The 15,462-nt window shown below is 71.6% G+C and carries 11 protein-coding genes; 4 read left to right on the plus strand and 7 right to left on the minus strand.

Annotated features, from left to right (window positions below; translation table 11 throughout):
- Positions 1 to 23: 23 nt before the first annotated feature.
- From M3195_RS08445 to M3195_RS08465, 5 genes are all read right to left on the minus strand, one after another.
- On the minus strand, positions 24 to 1,292 hold the full coding sequence (locus tag M3195_RS08445; RefSeq protein ID WP_251586547.1) for an enolase C-terminal domain-like protein: 1,269 nt from the start codon (positions 1,290 to 1,292) through the stop codon (positions 24 to 26).
- Complete coding sequence (locus tag M3195_RS08450; RefSeq protein WP_251586549.1) at positions 1,289 to 2,185, minus strand: NAD-dependent epimerase/dehydratase family protein; 897 nt, start codon at positions 2,183 to 2,185, stop codon at positions 1,289 to 1,291. Before M3195_RS08450 ends, M3195_RS08445 begins: the two co-directional genes overlap by 4 nt.
- Positions 2,182 to 3,105 (minus strand): carbohydrate ABC transporter permease, encoded by a 924-nt coding sequence (locus tag M3195_RS08455; RefSeq protein ID WP_251586551.1) that lies wholly within the window; start codon positions 3,103 to 3,105, stop codon positions 2,182 to 2,184. Before M3195_RS08455 ends, M3195_RS08450 begins: the two co-directional genes overlap by 4 nt.
- Complete coding sequence (locus tag M3195_RS08460; RefSeq protein ID WP_251586553.1) at positions 3,105 to 4,034, minus strand: carbohydrate ABC transporter permease; 930 nt, start codon at positions 4,032 to 4,034, stop codon at positions 3,105 to 3,107. Before M3195_RS08460 ends, M3195_RS08455 begins: the two co-directional genes overlap by 1 nt.
- 76 nt (positions 4,035 to 4,110) lie before the next feature.
- On the minus strand, positions 4,111 to 5,475 hold the full coding sequence (locus M3195_RS08465; RefSeq protein WP_251586555.1) for an extracellular solute-binding protein: 1,365 nt from the start codon (positions 5,473 to 5,475) through the stop codon (positions 4,111 to 4,113).
- 221 nt (positions 5,476 to 5,696) lie between these two features.
- Between M3195_RS08465 and M3195_RS17090 the strand changes: the two genes are divergently transcribed.
- Genes M3195_RS17090 through M3195_RS08480 form a run of 3 tightly spaced genes read left to right on the plus strand, consistent with a single transcriptional unit; the run spans position 5,697 to position 13,654 of the window.
- Entirely contained in the window at positions 5,697 to 9,188 is a 3,492-nt protein-coding gene (locus M3195_RS17090; protein ID WP_251586557.1) for a sugar-binding protein, read from the plus strand.
- Entirely contained in the window at positions 9,185 to 12,004 is a 2,820-nt protein-coding gene (locus tag M3195_RS08475; RefSeq protein ID WP_251586559.1) for an alpha-L-rhamnosidase, read from the plus strand. Before M3195_RS17090 ends, M3195_RS08475 begins: the two co-directional genes overlap by 4 nt.
- 30 nt (positions 12,005 to 12,034) lie before the next feature.
- On the plus strand, positions 12,035 to 13,654 hold the full coding sequence (locus M3195_RS08480; protein ID WP_251586561.1) for a DHA2 family efflux MFS transporter permease subunit: 1,620 nt from the start codon (positions 12,035 to 12,037) through the stop codon (positions 13,652 to 13,654).
- 28 nt (positions 13,655 to 13,682) lie between these two features.
- Here M3195_RS08480 and M3195_RS08485 read toward each other — a convergent pair whose 3' ends face one another.
- A complete protein-coding gene (locus tag M3195_RS08485; RefSeq protein WP_251586563.1) occupies positions 13,683 to 14,270 on the minus strand; it encodes a TetR/AcrR family transcriptional regulator in 588 nt (195 codons plus the stop codon).
- A gap of 33 nt (positions 14,271 to 14,303) precedes the next feature.
- Between M3195_RS08485 and M3195_RS08490 the strand changes: the two genes are divergently transcribed.
- A complete protein-coding gene (locus tag M3195_RS08490; protein WP_251586565.1) occupies positions 14,304 to 15,266 on the plus strand; it encodes a DMT family transporter in 963 nt (320 codons plus the stop codon).
- Here M3195_RS08490 and M3195_RS08495 read toward each other — a convergent pair.
- Positions 15,230 to 15,433, minus strand: coding sequence for a hypothetical protein (locus tag M3195_RS08495; RefSeq protein ID WP_251586567.1), 204 nt, complete (start codon positions 15,431 to 15,433; stop codon positions 15,230 to 15,232). The two genes, M3195_RS08490 and M3195_RS08495, sit on opposite strands and share 37 nt — an antisense overlap.
- Positions 15,434 to 15,462 lie beyond the last annotated feature (29 nt).

Consider the following 15,462-nt stretch of genomic DNA (forward strand, 5'->3'; position numbering starts at 1 on the left):
GGGAGGAGTGGACGGGGACGGGGTCAGGGGGCGATCAGGGCGCCGTCGGTGGAGCGCACCCCGGCCGCCCAGCCGTCGTGGCCGGAGAGCCCGGCGGAGAAGCGGGCCGCGGCTCGCTCGTCGAGGTCGACGCCCCAGCCCGGCGCGTCGCTCGGAGTGAGCCAGCCGTGCTCGATGTCGAGCATGCCGGGGAAGACCTCATGGCTCGCCTCGTTGTACACGTGGCCCTCCTGCACGCCGAAGGCGGGGGAGGAGACATCGAGCGCGACCGCCGCGGCGACGGCGAAGGGCGATGCGTCGCCCGGCGAGTGCCACGCGGTGCGCACCCCCTCGATGTCGGCGAGCACGGCCAGCCGGCGGGCGGCGCTGAGTCCGCCCACGTCGGAGATGTGCGCGCGCAGGTAGTCGACGGCGTGGGTCCGGACGAGACGGGCGGCCTCGGTGAACGACGTGGCCAGTTCGCCGACGGCCAGGGGCACCGACGAGACGGCCGCGACCTCGGGGAGGCGGTCCCAGTGCTCGGGGGCGATCACGTCCTCGATGAAGAACGGGCGGTACGACTCGAGGTCGCGCAGCAGCGCGATGGCCTGGCGCGGCGAGAGGCGGGAGTGCACGTCGTGCAGCAGCTCGACGTCGTCGCCGAGCAGTTCGCGCATCCGCTCGAAGAGCTCGGGCGTGCGGCGCAGGTACTCCGACACCCGCCAGCCCTGCGGATTGCGGGCCCAGTCGTACAGGCCCGGGGCGGGCGGCGCGCCGTAGTGGCCGATGCCCTGCTGCCCGGTCTGCACGCGGATGTGACGCAGCCCCGCCGCACGCAGTTCCTCGGCGTGCGCGGCCGTGGCCTCGGCATCCGCGCCCTCCGCGTGCAGGTACACCTCGGCCGCTGCGCGGACCCGTCCGCCGAGCAGCTCGTAGACGGGCATGCCCGCCCGCTTGCCGGCGATGTCCCACAGCGCCATGTCGACACCGGAGAGCGCGTTGTTGCCCACCGGACCCTCGCGCCAGTATGCCGAGAAGCGGATGAGCCGCGTCAGATCCTCGATGTCGCCCGGATACCGGCCCACCAGCAGCGGACGGACGTGGTCGAGGTAGGCGACCACCGCCTGCCAGCGCTGCGTGAAGGTGGCGCAGCCGAGGCCGTAGAGCCCGTCGTCGCTCGTGAGCACCTTCACGATGACGAGCGGAATGCCCTCGGGTGCCGTGACCACCGCACGGACGTCGGTGATGCGCACACCGTCACGCGCCGCCCAGGGTTGCGCGAACGTGAGCGGTGGAGGGGTGTGATCGGTCACGGGATGTTCCTCGTCGGGGTGAGAGCCGGAGCGGACAGCGGGGCCGTCGCCGTGCCGTCGTGGATCGACTCCGCGGGCCGGAAACCGAGCACGGTCGCCGCGACGCTCGCATCGACGAGCGGCGCGGACCCGTCGACGGGGAAGTCGGTGGCGATGCCGGGGGCGTACCGGGCGAGCAGCGCGCCCGTCGGCTCGTCGAGCAGCGTGTCGTCGGCGCTGAGCCCGGCCACGAGGACGCCGCTCGTCGGTGCCTCGATCGCGACACGCACGGCCCTGGCGGCATCCGCCATGGTCAGGTACGCCCAGCCCTCGCGCGCCATCGATGCCGGGTCGTCAGCGACCTCGGCCACCGCACGACGCAGCACCTCTGGCCACTTGACGAGCGGGAACCTCAGCGCGACCACGTCGATGCCGTGGCGACGGTGCGCGTAGCGGGCCGTCTGCTCGTCGACGCTCTTCGACAGCGAGTACGCGTCGGCGACGTCGGTCGGGGTGTCCTCCCGCAGCGGGAACGACGGCGGGAACGCGCGGTGCGGGTTGTTCGGGTAGCCGAGCGCGTTGATGCTGCTCGCGATCACGGCGCGACGGATGCCGCGGCTGCCCGCCTGCTCGAGCACGTTGAAGGTGGAGTCGGTGTTGACCCGGAACACCTCGTACGGGGTGCCGAGGGACGGGTGCGGGATCGCGGCGAAGTGCGCCACGGCATCCGCTCCGTCCAGCGCTGCGGCGACGTCGTCGACCGAGGTCGTGTCGCCGACGAGCACGCGGTCTGCGGGGTGGTCGGCGCTGTAGGAGAGCGAGAGGGCGGTGACGTCGTAGCCGGCGCGGAGGAGCTCCGCGCTCGCGGCCCGACCGATCTCGCCGTCGGCGCCGGTGACGAGGACCCGGGTCATCCCTTCACCCCTCCGGCCATGCTCGCTCCGCGCAGGAACTGTCGCTGGAACACGAGGAACAGGACCACCGGGATGATGAGCGACAGGAACAGCGCCGCCATCTGCACGCTCAGCTCTGTCTGCGCCGCGAGGCGGGGCAGGGCCACCGACACCGGCTGCCGATCGGGATCGGGGAGCACGAGCAGCGGCCAGAGGTAGTCCTTCCAGGAGGCCACGACCGAGAGCAGCGCGACCACGCCGAGGATCGGCTTCGACAGCGGCAGCACGATGCTCCACAGGATGCGGAGGGCGCCGGCCCCGTCGATGCGCGCCGCTTCGTACAGGTCGGCGGGGATGGACTCGAGGAACCGCGCGATGATGAGAACGTTGAACGCCGTGGCCGCCGCGGGGAGCCAGATGGCCCACGGGGTGTTCAGGAGCGAGATCCCGAGCACGGGGAGCTCCCGCACCGTGAGGTACAGCGGAACGAGGGCGACGATGCCCGGAACGAACAGGGTGGCCAGGATCGCGCCGGACAGCAGCCTGCCCCACTTCGGCCGCAGCACCGTGATCACGAAGGCGGCGGTGGTCGATACGACGAGCGTCGCGCCGGTCGCGCCGAGCGCGAGCACCGCGGTGTTGAGCAGGTAGTGCCCGATGCGACCCCGCTCCCAGGCGATGCCGATGTTCTCCCACTGCACGACCCCGCTCGTGAAGAACGCGAACGGCTCGCGGATGAGGTCCTGGGTGGGGGAGACCGCGGCCAGGGCGAGCCAGACGAGGGGACCGAGCCCCGCGACGAGGAGGGCGACGAGCACGAGCGTCTGCACGATCGCGAGCGTCACGCGCACGACCGGGCGACGGCGATCGGAGTCGGAGATGTTGGTGCGGGGCGCCGGTGCGGCGTCGACCGAGCGACGAGGGCGGGCGAGGGTGCTCATCAGGCGCTCCAGCGGCGGGTCAGGCGGGCGTACAGGAAGGCGAAGACGCACAGCACGGCGGCGAGCAAGACGCTCAGCGCGGTCGCCGCTCCGTAGTCGACGCGGACGAAGGCGTAGTCGTAGATCGTCATCAGCAGAGTCTTGGTGGCGCCCAGCGGGCCGCCTCCGGTGAAGAGGAAGGGCTCGGTGAAGATCTGCATCGTGCCGATGACCTGCAGCAGCAGCATCGTGCCGATGATGCCGCGCATCTGCGGCAGGGCGACGTGCCAGACGCGGCTCCAGATGCCGGCGCCGTCGAGCTCGGCCGCCTCGTAGAGCTCCGTGGGGATGCTGGTGAGCGCGGCGATGTAGATGATGACGGCCGTGCCGGCACCCGCCCAGGTGGTCTCGAGGACGATCGACGGCATCGCGAACGCCGGAGAGGTGAGCCACGGCACCGGGCCGATGCCGATGGCGCCGAGGATGGTGTTGAAGACGCCGTCGGACGAGGGGTCGTAGAAGAACTTCCAGAGCAGGATCGCGACCACCGGCGGCACCATGACGGGCAGGTACGCGAGCGCGCTGAAGTACCAGCGGTGGCCGCGGAGCTCGGCGATGAGCACGGCGAGGGCGAGGGGAACGGGGAAGCCGAACACGATGGCGAGGAGCGTGTAGTAGACCGTGTTCATCGCGGCCTGGGGAAGCTGGGGGTCGGAGAGCACGTACGAGAAGTTCTCGATGCCGACCCACTGCGCGTCCTGGCCGGGGGTGACGTTCTGCACGCTCATCACGAGCGACGAGACGATGGGACCCCACGAGAAGTACAGGTAGACGAGGATCGCGGGGGCCGCGATGCCGAGGGCGACGAGTCCGGGGCGCAGGCGGCGCCAGCGACGGGTGGTCGCGGTCGGCGCGGAGCCGGTGCGACCGTGGGAGCGGTTCTGGAACATCTGTTCTCCGGACGGGAGGGATCGGGGCGGGAGCGGTGTCCCGCCCCGATCGCGGTGGGGTGTGGCGACCGGACGGTCAGCGGCCGAGGCGGCCCTGGACGTCGGTCTGCGCCTTCTCGAGCAGCGCCGAGATGTCGGCGTTCTCGTCGGTGAGCACGGCCTGGATCACGCCGTCGAGAGCTCCGTAGACCTCCTGAGCGTTGTTCACCGGCTCGGGGACGATCGGGATCTCGGTCGACGCCTCGAGGTACGGCGTGAAGTTGTCCGACGGGACGTTGATGTAGTCGGCGATCCACTCGAAGTAGGTGTCGTAGGCGTCGGTGTTGACGACCGCGAGTCCGGGCAGACCCGTCACAGAGCCGGCCTCGTTCGACGCCTTCGCGTCGGCGACCGCGACGTCCTGGTCGAAGTAGCGCTCGAGGTAGAAGAACTTGATCCACTTCACCGCGGCGGCCTTCTCCTCCTCCGAGGCGTCCGGCTTCACGATCTGCACGCTGCCGCCGGACAGGGTGCCGTTGACACCGCCGTCCTGCGGCATCCCGCCGATGCCGAAGTCCTCGGCCGGCAGCTTCAGGTTCTGCACGACGCCGTAGTAGCGGTCGGTCGCGGCGATCATCATGCCGATCTTGCCCGCGGCGAAGTCCTGCCCCTGGGTGTCCATGTCGTACAGCGTGTTCGCGGGCAGGGTGCCGTCTTCGAAGCGCATGGCGTGCAGCAGTTCGAGGGCGTCGGTCGACGGGGTGTCGTCGAACGTCGCCTCGCTGCCGTCCTCGTTCTCTATGGTGCCGCCGAACGAGTACGTGATGCCGCTGAACTGCCATCCACCGGTGTTGGCGGTGGTGAGGGCGGAGAATCCGGCCGCGCCGGTCTTCTCGGTGATCTGCTTCGCGGCCTCGCGCACCTCATCCCACGTCGTGGGCGGGGCGTCGGGATCGAGGCCGGCCGCGGTGAACAGCGAGCGGTTGTAGACGAGCCCGAACGAGTACGCGTTGGTGGGGACGGCGTAGACCTTGCCGTCGGCGTCCGAGGCGAGGTCGAGGATGGTGGGGTTCAACGAGTCGAGCAGGTCCTCCGCGCGGAGGGCATCGGTGATGTCCGCCGCCTGGCCGCGCTTGATGAGACCCTGCGGCTCGGTGAGCGGGACGCTGAGGACGTCGGGGAGCGAGCCGCCGGCGGCGAGGGCCTGGAACGTGCTCGCGTCGTAGCCGGTCTCGACCGCTTCGACGTCGATCTCGGGGTTGGCCTCCTCGAAGGCGGCGACGCGCTCGTCGAAGTATTCGCGGTCCTCGGGGCGGTCCGCCGAGGGGCGGTCGCCGACCTGGATCGTGATCTGACCGTCCGAGCCCGAGTCGGGCGACGGGTCGGACGAGCAGGCGGCGAGACCGGCGGCCAGGCCGCCGATGGCGACGAGAGCCGCGGCAGCGCGGATGCGCTTCGTCATGGGAACTCCTTCGTTCGGGTGGTGCTGCTGTGCGGGAAAAGCGATTGCTCTACCGATGTCTACCAGGTGAGGTGCCGGTTCGTCAAAGCCAATCTTAACGACCGGCGGGAGCCGCGTTGACGGGCGTCTCGATGCTTGACAAGACTCCGTAACTGTCGCAAGGATGCCGTGAGGCAACCGATTTCCCCATTTCATCGACCTTGGCTCGAAGAGGAGACAGAGTGAGATCACGCACACCCCGGTCGTCGCGCAGCACGCGCCGCCGATCGCTGACCCTGGGCGGAGCGCTCATCGCGGTGGGCGCCCTCGCGCTCCCCGTGGCGGCTGTCGCCGCCGACACGACGATCGGCGTGGAGGACCTGGCCGGCTGGTCTGCCTCCGCCTTCGACGGCTCGACCGTGTCGCCGAGCACACCTCGAGCGGCGGACCGCGGCCACACCGGCTCGTCGTCGGTCGAGGTGCTGCTCGACACCGCGGTGCGCGGCACCGACAGCTGGGAGATGGCCGCCCGCACGCTCGGCGGCGTCGACCTCGACTCGGCCTCCTTCTGGATCGACGCCGAGAACCTGCACACGATCGGCGTGCAGCTCGTCGACGCCACGGGGCAGACGCATCAGACCTTCCTGCCCGTGCCGGACGTGGACGGCTGGCAGGAGATCACGCTCGCCTCGCCCACCGACGACCCCAGCCACGGCGCCTGGGGCGGGGCGGCCGATGGACAGTGGCACGGCCCGGCGCAGCAGATCGGCTTCGTCGTGAACGCCTGGGCACGCCCGGACGCCACGTCGGCCACCGCCCGCGCGCTGATCGATGACATCGCGATCAGCGCCGCCGACGTGACCCCCGGGTTCACCCTGTCGGTCGGCGCCTTCGGCAACCTCTTCACCGACGGGGATGCCGTCGCGCTGCCCTACGAGACGACCGCCGACACCGTCGCCTGGCGGACCACCGCGGCCGACGGCCGCGTGGTGGACACCGGGCAGGAACCCGCCGACGGCTCGCTCGACCTCGGAACCCTCGGCCGCGGCTGGTACAGCCTCACGGTCGACGCCCTCGACGAGGGCACGCGCATCGGCGGGGCGCAGACGACGGTGGCCGTGCTCGCCGAGACCGACGTCGCCGAAAGCGCCGACGGCCGGTTCGGAGCCGTGACCCATTACGGTCAGCACCGCGACTTCGCCTCGATGCCCGCGCTGGCCGTCGGCGGGATCGCCCAGTTCCGCGACGAGCCGTACTGGAGCGACGTCGAGAAGACGCCCGGCGTCTACGACTGGTCGGTCGCCCGCGCGGAGTTCCTCGATCAGGCCCGCGCCACCGGCACGCGCCCGTTGCTGCTCGCCGGCTACGGCAACCCGTTGTACGACGGTGGTGACGGACCCGTGAGCGCGGAGGCCGTCGCGGCCTACTCGGCCTACGCGGCCGAGATGGCGACGGAGTTCGGCGACATGGCCTCGGGCATCGAGATCTGGAACGAGTGGGACCTCGGACTCGGGGGCAACACCAATGTCGCGCCCGAGCACTACGTGAACCTGCTGAAGTCGGCGTCGCCGGCGGTCAAGGCGGTCGACCCCGACCTGCCCGTCATCGGACCGGCCATCGCGAACCTCAACACCGACTGGCTCGAGAGAACCTTCCGCCTCGGCGCGCTGGACTACCTCGACGGCATCGTGCTGCACCCCTACAGCTACCCGGTAGGGGCCGAGGCCCTCGACGAGACGCTGACCCGCATCGATGCGCTCGTGCGCGAGTACAACGACGGCGAGTCCCTCCCGCTGTGGATCACCGAGCACGGCTGGCCGACGGGGACGAACGCCCGCGCGGTCGACGAGCAGACCCAGGCGGCGAACATCGCGAAGTCGGCGGTGATCACCGCGCTGCACGACGTCGAGCGCTACTACGTCTACGACCTCGTGAACGACGGCGTGGATGCCGCAGAGACCGAGGAGAACTTCGGCTTGCTGCACGCCGCGAACGACCCGCTGGGCGCGTACACGCCGAAGCCCGCCTTCGTGAGCTACTCGACGGCTGCCGACGTGCTGGCCGGAGCGCACGCCGCAACCCGCGACACGTCGATCGCCGACCTGTGGAACGTCGGATTCGAGACCCCCGGCGGTCCGGTGCGCGCGCTCTGGGCGACGTCGCCGCGGGCTGTCACCGTAGCGCTCCAGGGCGACGTGACCGTGACCGACATGTACGGATCCTCCCGGGTCGTGCAGGCCGGCGCCGGCTCGGAACTCGTGATCGACCTGCGTCAGGGGCCCGTGTACCTGCAGGGCGCCGTCACGGGTGTGACCGCGTCGACCACCGCGCTCACGCTCGACCCCGCGTACCTCGGGCAGCCGATCGCGGCGCACTGGAGCATCGACAACGCCACGTCGAGCACTGAGGGCGCGTACCGCCTCGTGTTCCCCGACGGGCAGGAGGTCGCGCAGACGGTGGCCGCAGGTCAGGTCGGAACGGTGGACTTCGCGCTGCCCGCCGCCACGGCGCTCGGGCAGCACGTGGTCGTCGGCGACCTGTACCGCGGCAGCACGCTGCTCGGCTCGCTCACGGCGACCACGACCGTCAGCGAACCGGTCACCCTCACAGGAGCCCAGAGCATCGACTCCGACGGCGGGTCCGTGCTGCGCCTCACGCTGACCAACGCCTCGGACGAGTCCGTGACCGTCGACCGCCTGACGTCGGTGCTCGGCGGAGCCACCACGACGCAGGCCGAGCAGGAGGAGGTCGCCGCGCACGAGTCGCTCATCGTCGACATCGCGCTCGACGGCATCACCGCGCGCACGACGTGGACGGCATCCGCACTCGTCGGGGGGCGCGAGCTCACGGCATCCGGCGCTGTCGCCCCGCTCGCCGTGGACGAGGCGCTCGGCGCCGCGCACCGCACGATCACGGTCGACGGCGTGCTGGACGACCTCGACGATCTCACCCCGGTGGTGCTGGAGGGGCAGACCGGAGGGCTGCTCGCCGCGTTCTCGGCGTCGACGGACCAGTCCGCTCGGTTCTGGTACACGTGGGACGAGGACAACCTCTACGTGAGCATCGAGGTGCTCGACGACGTGCACGACCAGCCGGCCGCCGGCTCGAACATCTGGCAGGGCGACTCGGTCCAGTTCACGGTCGCGGCCGGTGCACCGGGCGCGGCGACGACCTGGCACGAGCTCGGGATGGCCCTGACTCCCGCCGGTCCGCAGCTCTACCGCTGGCTCGCCGCCGGCGATGCCGCAGGCACGGTCGCCGGCTCTCAGGTCGCGGTGGTCCGTGACGAGGCTGCGCAGACCACGGTCTACGAGGCGGCAGTGCCGTGGGTGCGGCTCACCGGTGTCGATCCGTCCTCGGCTCTGCTCAGCAGCGCGCTCATCGTCAACGAGGCAGACGGCGCGGGACGTGACGGGTACCTGTCGTGGGGCGGCGGCATCGCGGGCGAGAAGGACTCTGCCGAGTTCCTGCCCGTGCGCCTGCTCACCGCCGACGTCGACCTCGGCACGGCCGGTCCCGGCACCGGCAACGGCAACGGAACCGGCACGGGCAGCGGCTCGGGCGGAGCAATGAGCGGTGCCGCGACCGGCGCAGCGGCAGGCGATCCGCTCGCTGGCACCGGCGGTGCGCTGCCGATCGCGCTGGTCGTGCTCGGTCTCGCGCTCGCGGCGGGCGGGTATCTGCTCGTCGTGCGGCGCCGAGTCGCCGTGAGCGAACGCGACCGCGTCGCATGAGGCCCGTCCGCGTCACCGGCGTGCGGATCGGCCGCCGCCGGGACGCGGCGGTCGCCTCTTCGCCGACGCCGCCCGTCTCCTGGACGGTCGAGGCGCCCTCTGACTGGCGGGCGCAGGCAGCGGCGCTGCGCCTCGACGGCGGGACGGAGCACCGGATCGGACCCGACCCGGTGCTCCGCCCCTGGCCGTTCGCACCGCTGACAGCCGGGCACGGTGCGGAGCACCGGCTCGAGGTCAGGGTGCAGGGGGAGGACGGCGCATGGTCGGAGTGGAGCGAACCGCTGCGGTTCAGCGAGGCCTTCCTCGTCGGAGGGTGGTCGGCGCCGCTGCTGCGGCATCCGAGCCCCGGCGGGCCCGCTGCACCGCTGTTCCTGCGTCGCGAGGTGCGGCTGCCTTCCGACGTCGTGGGTGCCACGCTCGTCACGACCGCTCAGGGAGTGCACCGGGTGTTCGTGAACGGCGTCGAGGTCGACGACCACGTGCTCAAGCCCGGGTGGACCTCGTACCGCGACCGCCTCGCCGCGACCGTCACCGACGTCACGACTCTGCTGACAGGAGGCGCTGCCGCCGTGATCGCGGTGGAGGCCGCCGGCGGCTGGTTCACCGAGCGGTACGGGTTCGGCCCGAACGCGGCACGCTTCTACGGCGACCAGGCGGGGGTGTCGGTGCGGCTGCTGCTGCGCCATGCCGACGGACGGTCGTCCGAGATCGACTCATCCGAGTGGACCGTCGACCCCGACCCGCCCCTCGTCGCGAGCGGTCTCTATGCCGGCGAGGACTGGGACGCGCGGCGGGAGAAGGCCGGCTGGATGCGGGTCGGGTTCGACGATTCCGCGTGGCTGCCCGCTCAGCTCGGCGCCTTCCCCGCCGACGTCGCCGTCGAGGTCATCGACGTGGAGCCCGTGCGGCGGACCGCCCACGTCACGCCGGTGTCGGTGCAGCAGGACCCGCACGGCGACACCGCCGTCGTCGACTTCGGTCAGAACCTCGTCGGCCGGCTGCGGCTGTGGATCGATGCGGCGGACGGCGCTGCGGTCACGCTGCGGCATGCGGAGATCCTCCAGGACGGCGCCCTGGCGACGAGGGCGCTGCGTGCGGCCACCGCCACCGACCGGTTCATCGGCGACGGCTCGGGGAGGCGGGAGGTCGAGCCCGCGTTCGCGGTGCACGGATTCCGATATGCCGAGATCAGCGGCCTCTCGGGGCCGCTTGCGGCGGGCGACGTCCGGGCGGTCGTCCTCGGCAGCGACGTGCGCCGCACGGGGTGGTTCACCTCCTCCGACCCGATGCTGAACCGTCTGCACGAGAACGTCGTGTGGAGCCTGCGCGGCAACCTGCTCTCGGTGCCGACCGACTGTCCGCAGCGCGACGAGCGACTGGGGTGGACGGGCGATGCGCAGGTCTTCGCACCCGCCGCGGCCTCTCTCTTCGACGTCGACGCGTTCTTCGGGGCCTGGCTCGACGACCTCGCTCTCGAGCAGCGGCGCAGCGACGGGGTCGTGCCGACCGTCGTGCCCGACCCGCTCGGCGCGTTCAGCGCCGTCGCGGCGGCCGGATGGGGGGATGCCGTGACCACCGTGCCCGCGCTCCTCGCCGAGCGGTACGGCGATGCGGACCTGCGGCGCCGGCTCGCCCCCGCGATGCGTGACTGGGTCGACGCGTGCGAGCGGCTGGCGACGACCGACGGACTGTGGGAGAGCGGCTTCCAGTACGGGGACTGGCTCGACCCGACCGCGACGCGACCGGACAAGGCCAAGACGGATGCCGGACTCGTCGCCGGCGCGTACCGGGTGCGGTCGGCGCGGCTCGCCGGACAGGCTCTGCGCGTCGCCGGGGACGACGTGGGGGCGGCGGAGGCCGACCGCATCGCGGCGCGCGCGACCGCCGCGTTCCAGGCGGCCTACCTCACCCCGTCCGGCCGTCTCATGTCGGATGCGCCGACCGCGTATGCGCTTGTCCTCGCGTTCCACCTCGCGCCGCCCGAGCTGCGGCCCGCGCTCGGCATCCGCCTCGCGTTCCTGCTCCGCGCCGGAGGCTACCGGCTCGCGACGGGTTTTCTCGGCACGCCGCTCGTGCTCGACGCCCTGCTCGACAGCGGCCAGGAGCTCGCCGCCGAGAGGCTGCTGTTCCAGACCGTCTGCCCGTCGTGGCTGTATCCCGTGACGATGGGCGCGACCACCGTCTGGGAGCGGCCGGACGCGGTGCGCCCCGACGGCACTCTGCACCCCTCGGGCATGGTGTCGCTCAACCACTGCGCGTTCGGGGCGGTGGCCGACGTGCTGCATCGCCGGATCGGCGGGCTCGCGTCTTCGGAGCCGGGATACCGCAGGATGCGCATCAGCCTATGGATCCCGTCGGTGCTCGATCACGCGGAAGTGGTGCAGGAGACACCCCTCGGTCGGGCACGCGTGCGCTGGGAGCGAGGCGGCGACGGCATCCGCGTGTCGGCGGAGGTGCCTCCGGGCGCGCGCGCCGATGTCCTGCTGCGCGACCGGCCGACGTTCGACGTGGGCGCCGGCCGTCACGAGTGGCTGGTGCAGGCGCCCCCGAGGCCGCCGTCCGACATCGGATCGGGCGTCGACGCCGACCTCGCGGCTCTCGCCGACGCCCCGGGCGTGTGCGGTCTCGTGTCGCGCATCCTGGCGGACCACTCACCCGAGATCTCGGCGGAGTTCGAGGCGTACATCCGGTGGGTGCCGGGTCGTTCCCTGCGTCCCGAACTCATTGCGGTGTCGGCTCCGCCGGAGCTGATCGAGAGGGTGGATGCTGCGCTGCGCGGCATCGCTGACGGACGATCTTCGAAAAGAATCCCCTAGCTCGTAACTTATCTAGCTAGGCTAGTAGTCGTGAATCGCTACGAACGTCTCCGGTGGCTCGGACTGATCTTCATCAGCATCGCGGTCTCGCTGATCATCGTCGACTCCACGATCGTGAACGTCGCCGTCCCGGCGGTGGTCGAGGACCTCGGCATCAGCTCCACCGAGGTGCAATGGGTGCAGGAGTCGTACACGCTCGTGTTCGCCGCGCTGCTGCTCGTCTTCGGCAGCCTCGCCGACAGGCTGGGGCGACGGAGGGTCATGGTGCTCGGCGTCGTCGTGTTCGCCGCGTCCTCGGTGCTCGCCGCGACCGCGCCGGACGGCGGCATCCTCATCCTCGCCCGACTCGCGCAGGGCGTCGGCGGAGCGATGATCCTGCCCACCACGCTCTCGATCATCAACGCCACCTTCCGAGGACGCGAGCGCGGCATCGCGTTCGCCGTGTGGGGCTCGACCATCGGCGGCATGGCGGCGGTCGGTCCGCTGCTCGGCGGCTGGCTCACGACCGAGTTCTCCTGGCGCTGGGCGTTCGGCATCAACATCCCGCTCGGGGCTCTCATCGTGATCGGCGTGCTGCTGACCGTCGCCGAGACCCGGAGCGACCGCACCGACCGCATCGACGTGGTCGGCGCGGTGCTCTCGGTCGTGACGATGGGGTCGCTCGTCTTCGGGCTCATCGAGGGACGAACGTACGGCTGGTGGCTCGTCGACGAACGACCCCGGATCGGCGACTGGACGTGGCCGCTCGACCTCTCCCCGATCCCGTTCGCCTTCGCTCTCGCGCTGATCGGTCTCGTGGCCTTCATCCTCTGGGGCGTGCGTCGCGAGCGTGCCGGTCGGTCGACCCTGCTGGCGCTGCGACTGTTCTCGATCTCCTCGTTCCGCAACGGCAACATCGCCGCCGCGGTCGTCGCGCTCGGCGAGTTCGGCATCATCCTCGCCCTGCCGCTGTGGCTGCAGTTCGTGCTGGGCTTCGACGCCCTGCAGACCGGGCTGCTGCTGCTCGCCCTCGCGCTCGGCTCGTTCCTCGCGAGCGGCGTCGCCGGCGCCACGAGCGGACGGATCGCCCCGGTCTGGATCGTGCGGGCAGGGCTCCTCGCCGAGATCGTCGGCGTGGCCGGGGTCGGCCTCGTGATCGCGCCCGACGCGTCGTGGGTGCCGCTCATCCCATTCCTGTTCGTGTACGGGCTCGGCGTCGGCCTCGCGACCGCGCAGCTCACCGGCGTCGTGCTGGCCGACGTGCCCGTGGCCGACAGCGGGGCCGCCTCCGGCACCCAGTCGACGTCGCGTCAGCTCGGTGCGGCGCTGGGCGTCGCGATCCTCGGCACCGTGCTGTTCACCAGCACCGCCGGCATCCTGGGAGCATCGCTCGACGACCGCGGGCTCCCCGCTGCGCAGCGCGACCAGGTCGTCTCGACAGTGGTCGACAGCGCGGGGGCCGCCATCAGCGGACTCGAGGCGCGACCCGACACGGCCGACATCGCGGACGACGCGAAGGCCGCGTTCTCGGACGGCACGCGCTTCGCCGCGTGGACCGCGGCCGGATTCCTCGCGGTCGGACTGCTCTCGACGATCGCTCTCGGGCGCGGCGGGTCGCGGACGCGTGACGACGCAGAGGCGGCGCAGCGCGCAGACGCGGACGAGGTCTGAGCTCGCTCCGGACGCCGGCGCTGCCGTCTCAGCCGCGCGCGAGCACGCCCTCCGCGCAGCGCCGGGCGACGGCGAACGGCTCGGAGAACGTGCCCATGCCGAGTGTGACGATCGCGCCCTCGTAGAGCAGCATCAGCGTCTCGGCCGTGCCGCGCGCGTCGTCGATGCCCGCCTCGATGCAGAGCTCGATGAAGAGATCGAGCAGCCAGATCTTCTCGCGCGCGGCCTCGGCGAGCACCGCGGCCCCGTCGTCGCCGCTGACCTCGGCGCGCGCGTTGACGGCACTGCAGCCTTTGGGGCTGTTCGCGGTCGACCAGGCGAGCGCATGGTCGAACACGGCGAGGATGCGGGGGATGCCGGGCCCGCTCACCGCCACCAGGTGCGCGGCGAGATCGTCGCGCCAGCGGGCGTCGCGGTGCTGGAGGTAGGAGACGACGAGCGCCTCCTTCGACCCGAATCGGTCGTAGAGGGTCTTCTTCGTCACGCCGGCGGCCTCGGCGATCGTGTCGACACCCACGGCGTGGATGCCGCGCTCGTAGAACAGCTGCGATGCGGCGTCGAGCACGCGGCGCGCGCCGGGCGTCAGGGGCGCGAGGTCGGGAACGGGTGCGGCCATGGCATCGAGTATACGGGTCTGTATACTCGCCGGATGAGTATACAGATCGGTTTACTTCGTTCGGTCGTGACGGTGGTGGCTTCCCTCGCTTTCGTCATCACATGGAGTTCGGGCTTCCTCATACCAGCCTTCGCCACGGTCGAGGTGGCTCCGCTGACCCTGCTGGTCTGGCGGTTCGTGCCGCTGGCGGTCGCTCTGCTCGCGATCGTGGCGGCGTCGGGCGCGGCCAGGGGAGTGGCGATGCGCGATCTGCGCACTCAGGCGCTCATCGGCCTCTTCTCGCAGTTCGGGTACTGCGCCGCGGTGTACGGCGCGGTCGCGGTCGGCATCGCCACGGGCACGGTCGCCCTGATCGACGCCGTGCAGCCGCTCATCGTGGCGGTGCTCGTCGGGCCGCTGCTCGGCATGCGCGTCCGCGGCGCGCAGTGGGCCGGCCTCGCCGTCGGCGCCGTGGGCGTGCTGCTCGTCGTGCGGTCGCAGTTCGGCTCGTCCGACGCCCCGCTCGCCGCATATCTGCTGCCCGTCGCGGCGATGGTGTGCCTCATCGTCGGCACGTTCCTGGAGCGTCGCTCGACCGTGCAGACAGGTGTGCTGCTGACGCTCTCGATCCACGTGACCGTGACGGCTGCCGTCTTCCTGGTGGTCGCCGTGGTGGCGGGGCAGCTCGTGCCCCCGGCATCCGTGTCGTTCTGGCTCGCCGTCGTCCTGACCGCGCTGTTCCCGACCCTCGCCGCCTACGGGCTGTACTGGTGGTTGCTGCGCAGGGTCGGCATCACAGCGCTGCAGGCGTTGCTCTTCCTCATGGCGCCCGCGACCGCGGCGGGCGGCGCGCTGCTGCTCGGCGAGACTCTGACGCTCGTCACGGTCTGCGGCTTCGTGCTCTGTGCGGTCGGCGTGGCCGCGGTGCTCGTGGTCGAGGCGCGGACGCCGCAGGGGCGGCGGTCGGAGAGCGCTCGGGGTCAGCGCGAGGTGGGCGGCAGCTTGTCGACGCCGTGACGGTTCGGCTCGCCCGGCTCCGCCGCGGTGTCGGGTGAGGCGTGCGAGTGCCCCTCCGGCGCCTCGGAGGTCGGGTAGCTCGGCTCCTCGATCTCGACGGCCTTGTCGCGTTCCTCGAGCGGGGGCAGGTGGTCGAGCGGCTGCTTGATGTCGTCTGGGTGGCTCATGTCCCCAGGGTCGGCTCCGGGTCGGCATC

This window comes from Microbacterium hydrocarbonoxydans (assembly GCF_023715885.1).
GTDB classification, from domain to species: domain Bacteria; phylum Actinomycetota; class Actinomycetes; order Actinomycetales; family Microbacteriaceae; genus Microbacterium; species Microbacterium hydrocarbonoxydans_C.